Annotated in this window: 19 protein-coding genes and 1 tRNA gene; 9 read left to right on the forward strand and 11 right to left on the reverse strand. The window is 74.5% G+C overall.

The window, feature by feature from the left end; all coding sequences use genetic code 11:
- Positions 1 to 211: 211 nt before the first annotated feature.
- The 3 genes from AC5K6T_RS04060 to AC5K6T_RS04070 are packed head-to-tail and all read right to left on the reverse strand — an operon-like array spanning position 212 to position 968.
- The gene (locus tag AC5K6T_RS04060) at positions 212 to 421 is read right to left on the reverse strand and encodes a hypothetical protein (RefSeq protein ID WP_493205685.1); all 210 of its coding nucleotides are present in this window, start codon (positions 419 to 421) and stop codon (positions 212 to 214) included.
- The gene (locus tag AC5K6T_RS04065; protein WP_493205686.1) at positions 418 to 756 is read right to left on the reverse strand and encodes a hypothetical protein; all 339 of its coding nucleotides are present in this window, start codon (positions 754 to 756) and stop codon (positions 418 to 420) included. Before AC5K6T_RS04065 ends, AC5K6T_RS04060 begins: the two co-directional genes overlap by 4 nt.
- On the reverse strand, positions 753 to 968 hold the full coding sequence (locus tag AC5K6T_RS04070; protein ID WP_493205688.1) for a hypothetical protein: 216 nt from the start codon (positions 966 to 968) through the stop codon (positions 753 to 755). The genes AC5K6T_RS04065 and AC5K6T_RS04070 overlap by 4 nt, the downstream gene beginning before the upstream one ends.
- A gap of 170 nt (positions 969 to 1,138) precedes the next feature.
- Between AC5K6T_RS04070 and AC5K6T_RS04075 the strand changes: the two genes are divergently transcribed.
- Entirely contained in the window at positions 1,139 to 1,885 is a 747-nt protein-coding gene (locus tag AC5K6T_RS04075; protein WP_493205690.1) for a DUF6879 family protein, read from the forward strand.
- Between the two features lie 10 nt (positions 1,886 to 1,895).
- Positions 1,896 to 2,759: a DUF5753 domain-containing protein gene (locus tag AC5K6T_RS04080; RefSeq protein ID WP_493205692.1), complete on the forward strand. Its 864-nt coding sequence runs from the start codon at positions 1,896 to 1,898 to the stop codon at positions 2,757 to 2,759.
- 177 nt (positions 2,760 to 2,936) lie between these two features.
- Here the strand turns inward: AC5K6T_RS04080 and AC5K6T_RS04085 are convergent, their stop codons facing one another.
- The 4 genes from AC5K6T_RS04085 to AC5K6T_RS04100 all read right to left on the reverse strand — a co-directional run bounded on the left by AC5K6T_RS04085 (position 2,937) and on the right by AC5K6T_RS04100 (position 7,097).
- Positions 2,937 to 4,643: a TROVE domain-containing protein gene (locus AC5K6T_RS04085; RefSeq protein ID WP_493207325.1), complete on the reverse strand. Its 1,707-nt coding sequence runs from the start codon at positions 4,641 to 4,643 to the stop codon at positions 2,937 to 2,939.
- A 263-nt stretch (positions 4,644 to 4,906) separates the two neighbouring features.
- Positions 4,907 to 5,053, reverse strand: a tRNA-OTHER gene (locus AC5K6T_RS04090).
- 345 nt (positions 5,054 to 5,398) lie between these two features.
- Entirely contained in the window at positions 5,399 to 5,737 is a 339-nt protein-coding gene (locus tag AC5K6T_RS04095) for a DUF8825 domain-containing protein (RefSeq protein WP_493205694.1), read from the reverse strand.
- Between the two features lie 457 nt (positions 5,738 to 6,194).
- Positions 6,195 to 7,097, reverse strand: coding sequence for a ketopantoate reductase family protein (locus AC5K6T_RS04100; protein ID WP_493205696.1), 903 nt, complete (start codon positions 7,095 to 7,097; stop codon positions 6,195 to 6,197).
- A gap of 262 nt (positions 7,098 to 7,359) precedes the next feature.
- Here AC5K6T_RS04100 and AC5K6T_RS04105 point away from each other — a divergent pair, with 262 nt between their 5' ends.
- Complete coding sequence (locus AC5K6T_RS04105) at positions 7,360 to 7,593, forward strand: DUF2277 domain-containing protein (RefSeq protein ID WP_493205698.1); 234 nt, start codon at positions 7,360 to 7,362, stop codon at positions 7,591 to 7,593.
- A 202-nt stretch (positions 7,594 to 7,795) separates the two neighbouring features.
- Here AC5K6T_RS04105 and AC5K6T_RS04110 read toward each other — a convergent pair whose 3' ends face one another.
- Complete coding sequence (locus AC5K6T_RS04110; RefSeq protein ID WP_493205700.1) at positions 7,796 to 8,422, reverse strand: DedA family protein; 627 nt, start codon at positions 8,420 to 8,422, stop codon at positions 7,796 to 7,798.
- Between the two features lie 341 nt (positions 8,423 to 8,763).
- On the opposite strand from AC5K6T_RS04110, the gene AC5K6T_RS04115 reads away from it, so the two are divergent.
- Entirely contained in the window at positions 8,764 to 9,447 is a 684-nt protein-coding gene (locus AC5K6T_RS04115; RefSeq protein ID WP_493205702.1) for a superoxide dismutase family protein, read from the forward strand.
- A gap of 315 nt (positions 9,448 to 9,762) precedes the next feature.
- On the opposite strand, the gene AC5K6T_RS04120 is transcribed toward AC5K6T_RS04115, so the two are convergent.
- Together AC5K6T_RS04120 and AC5K6T_RS04125 are read right to left on the reverse strand one after the other, a co-directional pair.
- The gene (locus AC5K6T_RS04120) at positions 9,763 to 11,541 is read right to left on the reverse strand and encodes an alkaline phosphatase D family protein (RefSeq protein ID WP_493205703.1); all 1,779 of its coding nucleotides are present in this window, start codon (positions 11,539 to 11,541) and stop codon (positions 9,763 to 9,765) included.
- A gap of 169 nt (positions 11,542 to 11,710) precedes the next feature.
- The gene (locus AC5K6T_RS04125) at positions 11,711 to 12,355 is read right to left on the reverse strand and encodes an HNH endonuclease family protein (RefSeq protein WP_493205705.1); all 645 of its coding nucleotides are present in this window, start codon (positions 12,353 to 12,355) and stop codon (positions 11,711 to 11,713) included.
- 379 nt (positions 12,356 to 12,734) lie between these two features.
- Between AC5K6T_RS04125 and AC5K6T_RS04130 the strand changes: the two genes are divergently transcribed.
- Positions 12,735 to 13,316: a TMEM165/GDT1 family protein gene (locus AC5K6T_RS04130; RefSeq protein WP_493205707.1), complete on the forward strand. Its 582-nt coding sequence runs from the start codon at positions 12,735 to 12,737 to the stop codon at positions 13,314 to 13,316.
- Positions 13,317 to 13,361: 45 nt separating this feature from the next.
- Here the strand turns inward: AC5K6T_RS04130 and AC5K6T_RS04135 are convergent, their stop codons facing one another.
- Positions 13,362 to 13,991: a type III effector protein gene (locus AC5K6T_RS04135; protein WP_493205708.1), complete on the reverse strand. Its 630-nt coding sequence runs from the start codon at positions 13,989 to 13,991 to the stop codon at positions 13,362 to 13,364.
- A 138-nt stretch (positions 13,992 to 14,129) separates the two neighbouring features.
- Between AC5K6T_RS04135 and AC5K6T_RS04140 the strand changes: the two genes are divergently transcribed.
- The 4 genes from AC5K6T_RS04140 to AC5K6T_RS04155 all read left to right on the forward strand — a co-directional run bounded on the left by AC5K6T_RS04140 (position 14,130) and on the right by AC5K6T_RS04155 (position 17,034).
- The gene (locus AC5K6T_RS04140; protein WP_493205710.1) at positions 14,130 to 14,561 is read left to right on the forward strand and encodes an Hsp20/alpha crystallin family protein; all 432 of its coding nucleotides are present in this window, start codon (positions 14,130 to 14,132) and stop codon (positions 14,559 to 14,561) included.
- Positions 14,562 to 14,657: 96 nt separating this feature from the next.
- The gene (locus tag AC5K6T_RS04145) at positions 14,658 to 15,074 is read left to right on the forward strand and encodes a DUF2267 domain-containing protein (protein ID WP_493205712.1); all 417 of its coding nucleotides are present in this window, start codon (positions 14,658 to 14,660) and stop codon (positions 15,072 to 15,074) included.
- Positions 15,075 to 15,557: 483 nt separating this feature from the next.
- On the forward strand, positions 15,558 to 15,992 hold the full coding sequence (locus AC5K6T_RS04150) for a DUF2267 domain-containing protein (RefSeq protein ID WP_493205713.1): 435 nt from the start codon (positions 15,558 to 15,560) through the stop codon (positions 15,990 to 15,992).
- Between the two features lie 361 nt (positions 15,993 to 16,353).
- Entirely contained in the window at positions 16,354 to 17,034 is a 681-nt protein-coding gene (locus tag AC5K6T_RS04155) for an HAD family hydrolase (protein ID WP_493205715.1), read from the forward strand.
- Positions 17,035 to 17,126 lie beyond the last annotated feature (92 nt).

The raw sequence follows: 17,126 nt of genomic DNA on the forward strand, positions 1-17,126 counted from the left end.
GCCGTGGGGAGGGGCGACATCTCCGGGACGCCCGGCGCGTTCAGGGGGGCGCGAGCCGCTTGCGCCGGTCCCCATGTCGGGTGGCCGTCCGGTCCTGCACGCCGTCGGGCGGCCGCTCCCACCCACGACCCGCACCGCCCATGACCGGCCGGCCGCAGGATCCCGGTGCGGCCACCCCGACGGGGCAGTAGGAGCGGCCGCAGGTCCCGGGCTACTCCACCCACACCGTGCCGTGCGTGTCCGTGTGGGAGGTCCGGCCGTTGTAGTGGTCCACGTGCCGGCCGTCGCTGTGCGGGCGCCGTGTGCAGGTCGCGCCGCCGTCCGGGTGCGCCAGCCAGCAGTAGCCGCCCGCCCGGCCGGCGGACCGCTCCGCCTCCCGCAGCCGCTCCGCCAGCGGCCGCGGCCGCTGCTCCTGCGTCATCGGCGGCCCTGCCGGGCCAGGCGCACCAGGGTGCGGCCGACGTCGCAGCCTGCCCCGGAGTCGGTGCACGCCCGGCAGCCCGGTGCGTGGCTGAACAGGGCGCCGTACGCCTGCTCGCCCGTACACGGGTGGCAGGCGCGCGGGTACCAGCGCCGGCCGTCGGCCGCGGTGCCGTGCTCGCCCATGTCGAGGGCGCTCTCGGTGCTGAGCGGCGTGCGGCACCACACGCACTCGACGCCCCGGGCCTGGCCCCCCGTCAGCCCCTCCAGCGGGGGGAGGCCGAGCGCGCTCACGACGCTCGGGGGGACGGCGCTGATCCTGTACGCGTCGGTCACGCGGCTGCTCCTCGCTGGAGTGCGGTGGCGAGTCTCAGGGCGACGTCCGCGTGGACGCGTCCGAGGTCGACGAGATACGGGGCGGGTGAGCCGGGGTCCGCGGTGAGGGAGAGCAGGACGGTCCCGGCCTGGTCGAGCGCGGCGCGCAGCGACTCCGTCGCCGTGAACGGGTCGACGTCGTCCCTGTGCGGCAGCACATCGGTATCGGCCATGAACAGGACGCTAGGAAGCGAAGAGCGGGGGCTGCCAGGCGATGTTCTCGAATGTTCTCAAGGTCTGGCCGAATGTTCCGGTGTGGTCTCACACGGCAGGGTGCACGCTGTAGAACCGAGGCGTTGAGCCTGGCGAAGCTGGGTGCACCAGCGACAGAAGGGGCCAACCCATGGCACGACGACTGCGGTTCAACGGCACCGACAGCAAGAACGGCAGCTGCCCGGCTGTGCACGAGAACGTCGACAGCGGTGAGATCATCGTCCAGGGGCGGCCGGTCACCGACCCTGCAGACCTGGCACAGCTACAGCACCTCGGGCCGGACGACGCCGCGGTGGCCGTCCCCCGCGAGCTGCTCGTGAACCACGGCCCCAAGGAGATGAGCCGCGTGCCCAAGCTGGTCGGGCCCGAGGAGTTCGGTCGGCTCTTCCACACCTTCGAGCACTCGGCATGGCACCTGGAGACGCGCCGCGGCTACGCCTCCGACCGCGAAGACCTCGGCTTCGACGCGTTCCTTGCCACCGGCGAAGCGCCGTGTGACCTCGACAGTGACTGGTGCCAGAACATCCGCAGGCAGACAGCGGCCGGGAAGTACGTCGGCCGCGTCCGCGTCGTCGACAGTCCGCCGACCGACGGACAGCTGTTCCTCCTCAGCTACGCCCGGTGCAACGCCGCCACTGGCGAGGACGTCCGCAACCTGTGGCGCGACACGGCTGACCAGGTGCACCTGCCCGCCGAAGACTTCTGGCTCTTCGACTCGCGGCTGGTCGCCATCCTCCGCTTCGACGACCAGGACGTCTTCCACGACGTGGAGATCGTCACCGAGCCCGGCGAGGTGCTGCGCTACTGCCAGGTCCGCGACGCAGCCGTGCACGCGTCCCTGCCCTACGACGCTTTCACCGCGCAGATGAACGGCTGACCCGGCACCGGTGAGCACCGACTACCAGCAGGCACGCGAGGCGCTCGGCCTGCGCCTGAGGGAACTCCGCCTCTCGGCCTCTGGCGGTCGGCTCACCGGGACGGAGCTTGCCGCGCGGCTGAGCTGGCCGCACTCCAAGGTGTACAAGCTGGAGGGCGGCCGGCAGACCGCAACGGCCGACGACGTGCAGGCATGGGCCGAGGCAGTCGGCCAGCCGGAAGTAGCTGAGGAACTGCTGTCGCGGCTCAGGGGATTCGAGTCCCACATCCGCTCCTGGCGGCGCCAGCTCGCGTCAGGGCACCGGCCCGTCCAGGACGGCTGGAACCTTGCCGTCAGCCGCACCACGGTCATCCACGCCTGGGAAGAGGCCGTCGTCCCCGGCATGCTCCAGACCGCCGACTACGCGCGCTCCATGTTCCTGCGCTATGCCGATCTGCACGGGACCAAGCGAGACACCGAAGACGCGGTACGGGCCCGCCTTCAGAGGCAGGCGTGGCTGTACGAGGCGGGCCGTCAGTTCCGCGCGCTGGTCTGGGAGGCGGCCTTGCACGCGCTGGTCTGTTCGCCGGCTGTGCTTGCTGCGCAGCTCGACCGGCTCGCGGGCACTGTCGGTCTGGACACCGTCGAGCTCGGCGTCGTGCCGCTGGGGGCGTCCCTGAAGATCCCCGCTGCGAACGGGTTCTGGGTTCTCGATGAGCGGCTGGTCATCGCGGAGGACTGGCACGCGGAGGTATGGCTCGACGATGCCGACTCGGTGGCGACGTACCTGCGGGTGTGGCAGACGCTCAGTGAGTCGGCGGTGTACGGCGCGGACGCGCAGCTCGTCATCGGCCGGGCCCGTCGTGCGCTCGGTCCTCGCTGGGCCCAGGCATGACGAAGGGGCCCTGCCGCATCGCAGCGCGCGGCAGGGCCCGAGAGGGGTCCTCGCCCAGGGGTTGGGATCGGCTCCCGCGCGCCCGCCGGGCACCACGATGCGGCCGCGGGCACAGGCGTCGGCCGGGGCTCTGTGACCGGCGCCTGCCGTCGATACGGGGCGGGGTGTGGCGTGCGGTCACTGCTCCCAGGGCCATCCCGCGTCCCGGCCCCGGGAGAGCAGGTCCACGGTCGTGAACAGCTTGTCGGAGAACCCTCCGACCTCGTACCGGTGCGGCGCGCCGGTGTCGACCGAGGCCTTCGCATAGCCGGTCGTGTTGATCCCGATCATCGGCACGTCGGCCGGGACCGCCTCGGACACCGACGTCTGCGACGCCGCCCGGCCCGCCCCGAACCAGCCGGAACCGAAGCCGAGGCCACCATGGCCCGGGTGGGCGAAGGCCTGCATGTCCGACACGATGACGACCCGGTCGTGCCGGTCGAACGCCGACCGCAGGGCCGCGACGGTCTCGGTGCCGTGGCCGACCTTCCCGATCCGCCGGCAGAACGCGTCGGCCTGCCGCAGCACGCTGCCGCCCTCGACCAGCGGGTGCCGGAACGTGCGGTCCGCGTAGCCGACCAGGTCGACGTGGCAGCCACGCGCGGCCAGGGCTACCGCGAACAGGGCTCCGACGTCCACGTGCCGGATCTCGCTCCTCGCCGACACGCTGCCGCGCATGGACGCCGAGGTGTCGACCAGGACCAGGGTGCGGCCCGGCAGGGCCGGGACGTTCGCTGTGGACGCGGTCAGCGCCTGCTCCAGGGCGTGGCCCCAGCGCAGCGACGGCGCGGCCCGGTACGCGGACAGGAACCGGAACGGGAACTGCCGGGACCGGCGCACCTCCTCCGGGTCCGCCAGGCGCGCACACACCTGCGCGGCGACGGCGTCCGAGACTCCGGCCGCGTCGAAGTTGCGCAGGTTGCGGGTCAGCGCCATCAGCCCCATGGAGGGGATGACGGCCTCCCAGGCGGCGGCGTCCATGGGCCCCTGGAGCCAGCCCGCCAGAGCCTCCCACGTCATCCCGGCCGCCTTCAGCCGGTCCGCTCCGCCCGGCCCGGTCACCATGGCCCGCCGCTCGGCGACGGGCAGCGCCATCAGCTCGCGGTGCGCGGTCAGCGTCCGGTTCGAGCCGGGGGCCTCCGCGGTGTCCGGGTGATGCCGCCGGTCCAGGGCGTAGCGGAACAGCTCACCCTGCCACGGCTTGGCGGGGTCCGGTGCGGCGTGCACCAGGTTCAGCACGTCGCCGAAGCGGTAGCCCTTCGACGCCGTGTCGTACTTGAGCAGCGCCCTGCCGCTGTAGAGGCGCTGGACGGCGTCGGCGACACCCCGCTTCACGGGCTTCGGCAGGCGGCGGCCGTAACGGGACGTCCAGTAGCCGAGCAGCTCGCCGGGCTCGTCGGCGCGCTGGAGGACGGACGCGATGACGCGCCGGTTCCAGCCGCCGCCCCCGGCGTTCGCGGCCCCGGCGTTCGCGGCCCGGGCGTCCGGCGCCGGCTCCTCGCGGGCCCCGGCGGCGAGCCGCGCCTGCACGAACTCCGCCGCGCCGACCGCGGCGGCCGTGCGCATGTTCGCCGAGCCCCGCAGCCATCCGAGCAGGCCGGCCGTCCAAGCGGGGTCCTCCACGGCAAGCCGGCGGACCAGACCGCGGAACCGGCCGTCCCGCTCGCCGGCCTTCTCGTAGAAGGTGTCCTGTCCGGCCATGTTGGTCACCGCGAGGAGGAACAGGTCGCTCTTCGCGTCGCGGACATGGGCGGCGCCGCCCTCGTGGGTGGTGGTGCGCTCGCCGGTCGTGGTGACCGGGCCGCGTGCGACCGGACGAGAGGTGCGGGTGTTGAAGCGGGACAAGCGGGACATGAGGAAGCCTCCTCTGCTGGGCTGGAGGAGGCGGTGAGCGGGGGCGCCCGAGATCAGAGCGGCGACGGTACGTAGCGTGCTGCCGTTGCACCACAGCCGACCTCTGGTCGGCCGCCAGGACTTGAACCTTGACCGCTCGATCCCGAATCGAAGTAGCCGTCGCCTGCGCACCGGGCGCCCCGGCGCTTGTGCCTCCCGAGATCAAGTCGGCGACGGTACGTGGTGTCCTGGGCCGCTGGACGACACCGGCCGTGAACCGGCGACGGGATTCGAACCCGCGTTTCTCTCTTGAGAGGAGAAGTAGCCGTTGCCTGCGCACCGGGAGGTGCGATGTGAAGTTGTGGGCCCAGAGGTCGAGTCGGCGACGGTACGTAGCGCTCTTCCGGTTGAGCTACACCGGCCGGAGCCGGTGACAGGACTCGAACCTGCAACCACTCGATCAGCAGTCGAAGTAGCCGTTGCCTGCGCACCTGGGCTGCGCCCCACCGTAGGGCAGAGGGGTGCCGGATCTCGAACGAGTTATCGCGGATCACCCGTCAAGAGGGAGCCTGTGTGCCGCCGTTGGGCGGCCGCAGGGCGCTGTGGAGGAGACGCGGAGGAGACGCGGAGGAGACAGGGTCGTCTGCGGACGGCCGACGGCCATCCCGGATCTCGCCGTCGCGGATGAGGGCGAGCCGGTGACCGGGCTGGAGCCGCGCCCTCACGGGGCGGCGCTCCGGGAAGGCTGTGCGCCGCTTGCCCGGCGGTCAGCCCTCTCCGGCGGCCGGGCGGGCGTGCTTGAGCTGGGAGCGGGCCGCCACCCGGTCCGGACCGGTGATCTCCGACCAGTAGCGGTGGGTGGTGACGAACACCGCCAGCTCGTGTTCCCGGCGCCGCAGCTTCTCCACCTCGGCCTGCTCGTCCTGTGTCCAGCCGGGGGACGCCGGGCGCTCGACCCGGCGCCAGCCGCCGGTGTCGCTGAAGCCTTCGGACGGTTCGACCGACCAGGGGAGTCTTTTCAGCAGGGCCGACAGCTCGGACCGGACCTGATGCAGCTCCTCCTGACCGGCGAGGAGGTCGCTAGGGAAGTCATAGGTCGTTGCCACACGACAATGCTACGCCTGTTCGATTTCGTGCGGCGAGTTACCGCGTGCGGTTCACGCGAACGGGTGTTCCGGTTGGGTGTTCGCATGCGGTCGTGGGCTGGTCGCCGACGTGGCTGGCCGATCGCCGGCAGGTGCCCGCGGTGAGGAGCGCCTTCGGGTCCTCGACCCTGACGATCACCGTCGGGTGCCGGGCCGTGGCGATCGCCGTCGGGTGCCGGGCCGTGGCGGTCGCCGTCGGGTGCCGGGTCGTGGCGGTCGCCGTCGGGTGCCGGGTCGTGGCGGTCGCCGTCGGGTCGCTCGTCGGCGTCGGCGGGGAGGGACGGGGGTGCCCGTCGGGCCGGAAGCGGGGTGGTCGCCGCGACGACCACCCCGCTTCCGGCGCTCCAAGGCGCTCCAAGGCGCTCCAAGGCGCTCCGAGGGGCCCTGAGGGGGCGACGGTGCCCGGTGGGCCCGGGGCTCAGTCCTGTGCGGAGCGGAGTTCCTCCATGAGCCGCCGCGCCACCGGCACCGGCACCCCGTGGCGGTCCGCCGCTCGCAGCAACGCCCCGCCGATCGCGTCCAGTTCGAGGGGTCTGCCCGCCTCCGCGTCGCGCTGCATGGAGGACTTGGCGGACGGCGGGAAGGCGTCGTAGCGGGCGAGTGCGCCCTCGGGGTCCGCGGGGCCGCCGTCCGCGCCGCTGACCGCGGCGGTCTCCGCCACCAGCGCGGCCAGTTCCGTCCGGTGCTCGGTACGGATCTCGCCCAGCGGGAGGCCGTAGCGCGTGGTGAGGAGCGCGAAGGGGGCGAGGAAGGCCATCTTCGCCCACAGGGCCGCCGCCTCGTCGGCCGCGACCCGGGTGGCCGGGCCGGCTGCGTCCAGGGCCGCCGCGAGGGCGGAGAGCCGCTCCCCGGGTACCGCGTCGCCGGCCAGGTCGATCTCGGTGAAGGGGCTGGTGTGCGCGATCTCTCCCGGTGCCACCCGCGTCGACTCCACCCGGATCACCGCGGGTGCGACGCGCTCCGCGCCGTACCGTTCCCGCAGTGCGGCCGGGTGCTCCACGCCGTTCAGGAAGGGCACCAGCAGGCCCTTGTCCAGCGTCTCGGCCGGCACGCGCGCGAGTGCCGCGTCCAGGGCGGTGGCCTTCACCGCGACCAGGCAGGCGTCCACCGGTTCGCGCAGCTCCGTCCCGGCCTCCACGCGGGCGTGGAAGTCGCCGTGGACGGTGCTGCGCACCCGGATGCCCGACGTGCGCAGCGCGTCGGCCGTCCCCTCGCCCGCCAGGCAGATCACCCGGTGTCCCCGGCGGGACAGCAGGGCCGCGAGCAGGCCTCCCACGCCGCCCGGACCCAGTACGGCGACGGTGAGTTCGTCGTGTGCCATGAGGTGTGGCTCCTTGTCGTCGGTCGGCCCCGGTGCGGTGGCCGCCTCGACGTTGATCATCACAGGCGGCGGAGGCGGAGGGGAAGGGGGGAGGGAAGGGGGAGGCGAAGGGGGAGGCGAAGGGGGGCGTCGCCGGGGCCGAGGGCGGCCGCCGCGCGTCCGGCGCGGGGCGGGACGCGGGCCCCGGCCGCCCGCCGGCCGCCCACGGGGCGGGTTGGCGTCTTCGACTGCGCGCGCCGGGCGCCGGCGGGAGACTTGAGACATGTGCCGCAGCATCAAGACGCTTCGCCCGCCCGCGCTGCCCGAGGAGGCGACGCCGGAGGAGATCCGGGCCGCCGCTCTCCAGTACGTCCGCAAGGTGTCGGGCTTCCGCGCCCCGGCCGCCCACAACCGCGAGGTCTTCGACCGCGCGGTGGACGCCGTCACCCAGGCCACGGCCGAACTCCTCGCCGGACTGGAGGTTCGGGGCCACACCCCCGCCCGCCGGGCGAGCTGACGGCGAGGTGAAGAGGGGGACCGCCGGCCTGCCCGGCGCCCCGGCCGGCCCGGATCCTCCACTCGCCGGCCGGCCCCCTGCCGACGCCGCCCGGCCCCCGCCCCTGCCGACGCCGCCCGGTTCCCGCCTCTGCCGGCGCCGTCCGGCCCCCGCCCGCCACCGGTTCCCCCGCCGGTGCCGTTCCGCCGACGCCGTTCCGGTGCTACGCCGCTTCCGTCGACGGGGCGGGGCGGCGCATCAGGTAGGCGGCACCGGAACCGGCTCCGAACAGGGCGAGGACGGACACGCCGGTCGCCAGCCACCCCGCGCCCAGCCAGTGCGCGCCGAAGTAGCCGAGGGCCACGCTGTACGCGGCCCAGGACAGGCCCGCCAGGGCCGACCAGGGCAGGAAGTCGCGGGCGCGGCTGTGGGCGGCGCCCGCGCCGAGGGAGACCACGGAGCGGCCGGCCGGGGCGAACCGGGCGAGGACGACGAGCACCCCGCCGCCGCGGGCGAGAGCCGAGCCGAGCCGTTCCTGCGCGCGGGACAGGCGGCGCGAGCGGGCGATGGTGCGGGCCACCCGGCTGCCGTCGCGCCAGGCCAGCCGGTACGCCACGAGATCGCCGAGCACGGAGGCGGTCGCGGCACACAGGGTCAGGGCCAGGATGTCGGGGACGTCGTCGGGGACGCGCCCGGTCGCCGCGCCCGAACCGGCCGCGGCCGCCGTGGCGCCCATGATCACCAGTACGCCGCTCGGCAGCACCGGCAGGAACACGTCGAGCAGGACCGACGCGCCCACCAGGGCGTAGATCCATGGCGTTCCGGCCAGCAGGCCCAGACTCTCGAACACGAAGACTCCCCGTCATTCCCCCCGTTGGCCCGGCCCCGCCGCGTCGGTGCGCGGGCTGCGGCGAAGGGAGCCTCGACAGCCGTACAGCGTACGCCCGCGATGTGACGGAAGAGGCACAGGGGGTTCGTGCGACGTGTGCGGCGTCGCGCCGGTCGCTGCCCCGCGCCCGCCGTCGCCGCCCGCACGACCCTCCTGCGGCCCGGCCGGGTGCCTCGCCCTCAGGCGGGTTTCACCCGGCTGCCACGGCGGAGGGGCGGCGACGGGCGTCCCGCGGCAACGGTAGAGGGGTATGTGCCGGAGATCGGCATGAACATCACTAAATGTGAGGAACGGTACAGATCATGCTGGCAGGTATAGGCACCGGAGCCCTCGCCGCCGTTCTGCTCGCGGCCGGGGTCGCCCCGTCCGCCGCGACCGACGGAACGGCCGCGACCCCCGCGTCCACCCCCGCGTCCATCTCCGCGTCCACCCCCGAGGCCGCTCGTACGACCGCCCGGGCGGACGGCCCCGCCCGCCCCGCCGTCGCCGCCTACCCGCCCGGTCGGGGGGACCGTACGGCCGGGTACCGGATGCGTACGGAGGCGCGGTTCGCGCCACCCGGCGCGCTCGTCCGCTCGGCGGCGCTGACGTATGACACGGACCTCGTCCCGGCCGCCGCCTGGATCGGGGTCAGCCAGCACACGGCGCCCCGGGGCGACACGACCGTGAGGCTGCGGGTGGCGGGTCTGAGGCCGGGACACGCCTACGGCGTCCACGTCCACCAGAAGCCCTGCACCGCCGACCCCGCCGCGGCCGGGGGGCACTACCAGCACGAGCCGGGTGCCGGCGAACACCACGTCAGCGAAGGCAACGAGGTCTGGCTGGACGTCACTCCCGGTGCGGACGGCGCCGGGCGGGCGGTCGCCCACCACGACTGGGGCTTCCGGCAGGGGGAGGCGTCCTCCGTCGTCCTCCACGACGAACCCGGCAGCAAGGGCGCCCGGGTGGCCTGCTTCACCGTGCCCTTCGGCTGGGTCGCGGACTGACGGCCGGCCGAGGAGCCGGGGCCGACGCCGGTCCCGGAGCGGTCCGGTGCCGCTCCGGAGGACAGTGCCGCCCGCGCCCCGGTCACGTGCCGCCCGCGCCCCGGTCACGTGCCGTGCCGCCCCGGTCGCGTGCCGTGCCGGTCGTGTGCCGTGCCGTGCGGTCGCGGGTCGTGCCGTCCCGGTCCCCTGCCGTCGTCTTGCGGTGGCGGCCGCCTTCTCCCGCCTCGCCCGGGTGCGCCCCGCGCCGCCCCGTCCGGCCCGGTCCGCGGCCCGCGGTGCCGCCGCCCGGACCGCCGCTTGGACCGCCGCCCGGTGTCAGGGCGGGGTGAGCGGCGTCTCCGCCACCGTCGCCAGCCGTGCCTGGCCCTTGCCCTCGCCCGCGGCCCCGCTCCCGCCTCGGCCGGGGCGGACGGCGCGGGCCTGGTCCAGGCGCAGGGTGGCCTCGCGGCCGTGGAGGGTGAGGGTCATCAGCTGGTTCCCGAACCACGGCCCGCCCCGCCGGTGCCAGTCGACCGAAGGCTTCGGCACCCGCCCGTGCCCCGCGAACCGGCGGCCCAGCGCCCGGGCGAGCCGGCTCCAGCCGAACCGGAAGCCGAGCCGCATGGACAGCGGCACGGCGTTGCGCACCGGGGAGCAGGTCAGCTGGAGGACCCGGGCGGCGGGACGGCCGCTGTGCCGGGGCCAGGCCGGTTCGGCGAGGTAGGCGTGGTGGACGTCGCCGGACAGCACCAGCACGGTCGCGGGGGCCCGCGGCCCGGACCCTGCCTCGGCGACCAGGGCGGTCAGCGCCTCGAAGGACTCGGGGAACGCCGCCCAGTGCTCCAGGTCCGCCGCCCGCCGCAGCCGCTCCCCGAACCGCGCCCAGCGCGGCCCCTTCTCCCCCCGGCACAGCGCGGCGCTCCAGCCCTCGGCGTCGTGCACGAGCTGTGGCAGCAGCCAGGGCAGGGAGGTGCCGATCAGGAGGTGGTCGCACTCGTCCGGGGTGTCCAGGGCCTGTGCGCGCAGCCACCGTGCCTCGCCCGGGTCGAGCATGGCGCGCTCGGGCTCGGCCAGGACGCGGCCCGCCCGGCTGTCCACCATCAGCACCCGGACGCGCCCGAAGTCGCGGCGGTAGCTCCAGCGCACCGAGGCCGGGTCGGTGTCCGCGCGGCAGGCGAAGGCACGCAACGCCTCGGTGCCGTCGGGGGTTTCGCGCACGGCGGCGTAGAGCGGGTCGGCGGCCAGGTCGGCGGGGGTGAGATTGCCGAGGTGCTGGTGCACCCAGTACGACATGAGGCCGCTGAGCACCCGCTCCCGCCACCAGGGCGTGGCCCGCATGTCGGCGAGCCAGGCGGCGGAGGTGTTCCAGTCGTCGATGACGTCGTGGTCGTCGAAGATCATGCACGTGGGCACGGTGGACAGCAGCCAGCGCACCTCCGGGTCGAGCCAGGACTCGTGGTACAGGCGGGTGTACTCCTCGAAGTCCGCGACCTCGCTGCCCGGAGGTTCCGACAGGTCGCGGCGGGCGGCCAGCCAGCGGCGGGTGGCCCGGGAGGTCTCGTCGGCGTACACCTGGTCGCCGAGCAGCAGCAGGACGTCGGGCCGCTCGGACATACGGCCGGCCGCCAGGCGCGCGGCGAGCGCGTCCAGGGCGTCGGGTCCGGCCGGGTCGCTCCCGCCGGCCGGGGGAGCGGCCCACCGGCAGGAGCCGAAGGCGATGCGCAGCGGCCCGGCCGTGTCCCCGTCGCCGGCCCCCGCGCCGGAGGCCGCCCCGCCGGAGGCCCCCGCTGCGGCCGCCTGCGCTCCCGCCGCCCCGGCCGCGTCCCGGTGGATCCTCCTGGTGCGGATCTCGGACGGCGGGAAGGGGGAGCCGGCCGACGGCCAGGCGCGCGTGCCGTCGAGGTACACCTCGTACGGCGTGGACCTGCCGGGGGTGAGGCCGTTCACCTCGACCAGGGCGTAGTGGTGCCCGGCGATCTGGAAGGTGCGGGTGCTGCCGCCGGAGCCGTCGGCGCAGCGCACCTCGGCGGTGCAGGGGCGGCTCGTCTCGACCCAGACGGTCGCGGACGAGCCGCCGGTGTACCTCAGCAGTGGTCCGAGCCGGAGTCCCGCCACGTCACGCCCCTCTCCACCCTTTCCACGCCCCTCCCCGTCGCCCCGTAACGGTACGGGAACGACGGAGGCCGGAGGGGGGATCCCGGGCGGAGGAGTTCCCCCGCGGAGGAACTCCCGGCGTGGCGGGAGCCCCCGGCCGGGGCGCGGGCCGGCGGCGGTCCGGCCGGGCTCAGCAGGAGGCGAGGTGGTTCTGCAGGGCGGCCTTCTCGGCGGGGTCGACGGAGAGGCCGTAGTAGTACTTCACCTGGACCCAGGCGCGTACGTAGGTGCAGCGGTAGGCGGTGCGGGAGGGCATCCAGGTGGCCGGGTCCCGGTCGCCCTTGGACTGGTTGACGTTGTCGGTGACGGCGATGAGCTGGGGGCGGGTGAGGTCGTTGGCGAAGGCCCGCCGCTTGGACGTGGTCCAGTTTCCCGCGCCCGAGTCCCAGGCCTCGGCGAGCGGGACGAGGTGGTCGATGTCGACGTCGGAGGCGGCGTACCAGGTGGCGCCGTCGTAGGGGGAGTACCAGCTGCCGCTCGTGGCGGCGCAGGAGGAGTTGGTGACGACGTCGGAGCCGTCGCGCTTGAGGACCGTCTCCCGGGTGTTGCAGGTGCCGGAGACGGTGATCCAGTGCGGGAAGAGGTCGCGGTTGTAGCCGGTGCGGTTCTCGGCGGCGACGGTGAGCGCGGCGAGGTAGCCGTGGGCGGTGGCGCCGCTGACCGGGGTGGGGAGCGCGGCGGAGGCGGAGGGGCCGTTCACGAGGGCGGCCGAGGCTATGAGGGCGGTGAGCGCGGCGAGCGTGCCCAGCCGTCGACGCGCGTAGCACCTGGACATGCGAACTCCCTGGCGGTGTGGGGGTGTTGGTGGGCGAGCGTGGGAATGCTCGCGGTACCGCGTTGCGTACGGATGTGCGCGAGATGAGAAGCTAATGACGTGTTCATGACACGACAAGGTGCAGCACTGAACTTTCCGCGCGTACGATGGGCCGCGCAGAAGGGGAGTAGCTCCTCGCCGGGACCGTCGACATACTGCTCAGCTCAGCTGGGCCGGCGCCCGGAGCCGGACCTCGTCGAGGACCGGTCAGCGAGACCTTCGGCAAGCAGTGCACACCCGTGCCGTCCGGCAGGGGTGACGTGTGCCGCTCTTGCCGAGGTCGTGCCCGCAGGGGCGGTGCTGCCGGCCCGGTGGGACGGCCCCGACCGATTGCGGAACGTTGATCAGTCCCACTGTCACGGCGCTTGTCTTCGGCGTCGTCCTCCTGGCCGAGCTTCCCGACAAGACCGCGCTCGCCGGCCTCGTCCTCGGCACCCGCTACCGCGCCTCGTACGTCTTCGCCGGTGTCGCCGCCGCCTTCGTGCTGCACGTCGCGCTCGCCGTCGCGGCCGGCAGCGTGCTCACCCTGCTGCCCGCGCGGATCCTGTCCGCCCTCACCGGCGTGCTCTTCCTGGGCGGCGCCGCCGTGCTGCTGATGAAGAGGGGTGAGGACGAGGAGGAGGTGCGCCGGCCGGAGAACCAGTCCTTCGCGAAGGTCGCCGGGACCGGGTTCATGATCGTGCTGATCGCCGAGTTCGGCGACCTCACGCAGATCATGACCGCCAACCTCGCCGCCCGCTACGACGACCCCCTCTCGGTCGGCCTCGGTGCGGTCCTCGCCCTGTGGGCCGTCGCGGGGCTCGGCATCGTCGGCGGGCGGGCCCTCATGCGGCGCGTCCCGCTGCGGCTCGTCACCCAGGTCGCCGCCCTGCTGATGCTGGGCCTCGGCCTGTGGAGCCTCGTGGAGGCGGTCGCGGGCTGACCTGCCCGGCACGGCGGCGCCGACGGGCCCGGCGCGGGGTGCGGGTCAGCGGGTGAGGGCGTCGAGTTGTGCGGCGAGGCCGGGGTGGGCGTCGGCCAGGTAGGGGCGGGTGGCGTCGAGGGGGCGCACGAGCTCGGCGGGGTCGTCCTCGGCGAGGGCCGCGTGGAGCCGGCTGAGCGGAAGGCGGGCCGCGGCGGGCAGGTCCGTCAGGGCGGTGATCTGGCCGGCCACACGGCGCAGGTCGGCGGCGTTGCGCCGGGCCCGGATGGAGGCGCGGCGTTCGGCGGCGCGGCGTTCCCGGGTGGCCTGGACGCGCTGTTCGCCGGTGGTTCCGGCGGGACCGGGGCGGCCGCGCAGGTAGCGGCGTTCGGCGGCCTGGCGGCTGGCCACGCCGAGGGGGTGGGCGAGGTCGGCCCAGCTGGCGCCCGCGTGGCGGGCGGTCTCGATCAGGCCGGTCTCCCACCCGGCGAGCTGCTCGCGCACCTGCCGCAGCAGCAGCAGCGAGGCCAGGGCCTGCTCCGGGCCGACGTCGTGCGTCCCGGGAGGGCCGGGGTCCTCGTGCCGGGCCGTGTGCAGGGCGTCGTCTATGGCCCGGAGGGCCGCCGCGGCGGCGAGGAACGACGCCGGGCTGTGTGCGTCGGCGCTGGACGATGCCGGCTGGTCGGCCGGGGTCATGGGCACCTTCCTCCTGGAGTCGTCCCGGAGTCATCCTTTGGACGACTCCTTGTTTGTCATCCACTGGATGACATGTTACAACGGTTGCAGTGAGGCGCATTGGCAGCAACTGCCCGAACCCACTGGAGGTGTTTTCCGATGTTGATGCGCACCGACCCCTTCCGTGAGCTGGACCGGCTGGCCCAGCAGCTGATGGGACCGGGTACCTGGTCCAGGCCGTCCCCGATGCCGATGGACGCCTACCGCGAGGGCGACCAGTACGTGGTGGCCTTCGACATCCCCGGCGTCAGCGCGGACGCGATCGACATCGACGTCGAGCGCAACATGCTGACCGTCAAGGCCGAGCGCCGCCCCCTGGCGAAGGCCGACGACGTGCAGATGGAACTGTCGGAACGGCCGCTGGGCGTCTTCTCCCGCCAGATCGTGCTGGCCGACACGCTGGACACCGAGCACATCCAGGCCGACTACGAGGCGGGCGTGCTCACCCTGCGCATCCCGATCGCCGAGCGCGCCAAGCCCCGCAAGATCGCCATCGGCGTCGGAGCCGGCCGCAAGGAGATCTCCGGCTGAGCCGGACGGACGAGGGCTGAGCGGCGACGGAGGGCGGGTGAACTCCCCCCACGCCCGTCCTCCGCGCCCGTGGACCCGAGGAGGGTGGCGGTCGTCATGACGGTGCGGCGCGAGGCGTTCCTCGACCAGGTGAAGGAGCGCGGCGAGTACGCGACCCTGCAGGAGGCCGAACGCGCGGCCCGGGTGGTGCTCGCCCTGCTGGGCGCACACCTGGTCGGCCAGGTGCGTGCCCGGCTGGCGGCGCGTCTGCCGGAGGGCTTCGCGCTGATCCTGCTCAACCCGCTGCAGAGCGCCGAACCGCTGCCCCCGGAGCGGTTCGTGCGGGCGACCGCGGCCTGGATCGAGGGAGCCACCGAACAGACCGCGGCCTGGGATGTCGGTGCCGTCCTGTCCACGGCCGCCGACGCCGTCGGCGACGACCTCCTCCGGGAGATCCTGCTCCAGCTCCCCGCGGGCTACGACCTCCTCTTCGGCCGGCCCCAGCCCACCGGTCCGGCCGCCCGCCCCGAGTGACCGCGCACCGGCCAACCGGCCTGTCCCGGTGGCCGCAGGCTGGTCACCACGACCCCGGCGGCCGCAGGCCGGTGCGGCTGCCCGCCCTGGGTGGTCGCAGGCCGGTCAACCGGCTTGTCCCGGTGGCCGCAGGCTGGTCACCACGACACTGGTGGCCGCAGGCCGGTGCGGCTGCCCGCCCCGGGTGGCCGCAGGCCGGTCAACCGGCTTGTCCCGGTGGCCGCAGGCTGGTCACCACGACCCCGGTGGCCGTACGTCGGTGCGGCTGCCCGCCCTGGGTGGTCGCAGGCCGGTCAACCGGCTTGTCCCGGTGGCCGCAGGCCGGTCGCCACGACCCCGGTGGCCGTACGTCGGCCGGCACGACTCTGGTGACCGCGTGCCGGTCACCACGACCCCCGGTGACCGCGTGCCGGTCACCACGACCCCCGGTGACCGCTCACCGGTCACCACGACCCTGGTGACAGAAAGGCAACCACCGCAGTGATGTCCGAGCAGAGTGCGCCGCTCCAGCAGCCCTACGGGAGGGCGTACGAGCACCTGCTGGAGCAGGTCCGCCACGAAGGCGCCTACCCGACCCGCGAGAGGGCCGAGGAGGCCGTCCGCCTCGTCCTCGCGGGACTGGGGCGCCAGCTGACCGGCGACGAACGCGTCGAACTGGCCTCCCGCCTGCCCCTCGAAGCCGCCCGCATCCTCACCGCCCAGGTCCCGGACGTCCGGCCGCTGGGCGGCTGGGCCTTCGTCAAGGACCTCGCCGCCCGCAGCGGGGCCTCCCTGGGTACCACCCGCTGGGACACCGGGTCCGTCTTCTCCGCCGTCGCGGCCTGTGCCGGCCCCGACCTGCTGACCCGCATACTGCGGCAGCTCCCCTCCGGCTACGCGCTGCTGTTCGGCCGCGCCGAACTCACCCCCGCCGCGTAGCCGACGGCACCCGGGCCCGGTGGCGGGGACCCGGTGCGGTCGGCGGGATGAGGGGCGGCACCGTTGTGGCCGGCGAGTGTGAGCGGTGGCCCAAAGCGGTCGACGGGTGTGGGCGGTGGTCCGTGGTGGTCGACGGGTGTGGGCGGTGGCCCGTGGTGGCCGGCGGGTGTGAGAGGCGGCACCGTTGCGCATGCTGAACGCAGGATGAACCTTTCTGCGCGGGCGCTGGCCGGAGGCCGGAGTGTTTTGTATCGTTGGGGAACAAAGTGGCTCCGCTCGTTCACCTGACCGGCGGGCGGGGTCACCCGTCCCTCTCCAGGGGACCGTCCGGAGCCCCTGAACCCTGCTTGGAGCTCTGTAGATGACGGCCACCACCGTGCTCACCGCCCGCGCCCTCCTGCTCGACATGGACGGCACCCTCGTCAACTCCGACGCCGTCGTGGAGCGCATCTGGCGGCGCTGGGCCGACCGGCACGGGCTCGACGGCGGCGAGGTCATGAAGGTCGTCCACGGCCGCCAGGGCTACGCCTCCATGGCCGTGCTGCTGCCGCACCGGCCCATGGAGGCCAACCACGCGGACAACGCGCGGATGCTCGCCGAGGAGACCGCCGACACGGACGGCGTCGTCGCCGTACCCGGTGCCCCCGGATTCCTCGCCGCCCTGCGCGGCCTGCCGCACGCGCTCGTCACCTCCGCCGACGTCGCCCTGTCCACCGCGCGGATGGCCGCCGCCGGGCTCCCGCTGCCCGAGGTCCGCGTCACCGCCGAGTCCGTCGGAGCCAGCAAGCCCGACCCCGAGGGCTTCCTCAAGGGCGCCGCCGAACTCGGTGTCGCCCCCGCCGACTGCGTCGTCCTGGAGGACTCCTCCGCCGGAATCGAGGCGGGCCGCGCGGCGGGCATGCGCGTCCTCGGGGTCGGCCCCCGCGCGGGCTTCCACGCGCCGGACGCGCACGTCCGCGACCTCACCCGGGTGCGGGTCGCGGCCGAGCCCGACGGCACGATCCGGCTGCACATCGACGAGCCGCAGACCGCCACGCCCTGAAGCCCCCGCCCGGTCGTACGGCGGCAGCCCCTCCGGGGGCGCCGGCCCTCGCGGCGGAGGCGTGCCCTCCGGCTGCCGCCCGCCCGGGGGCG

Source organism: Streptomyces sp. B8-7, assembly GCF_058833805.1.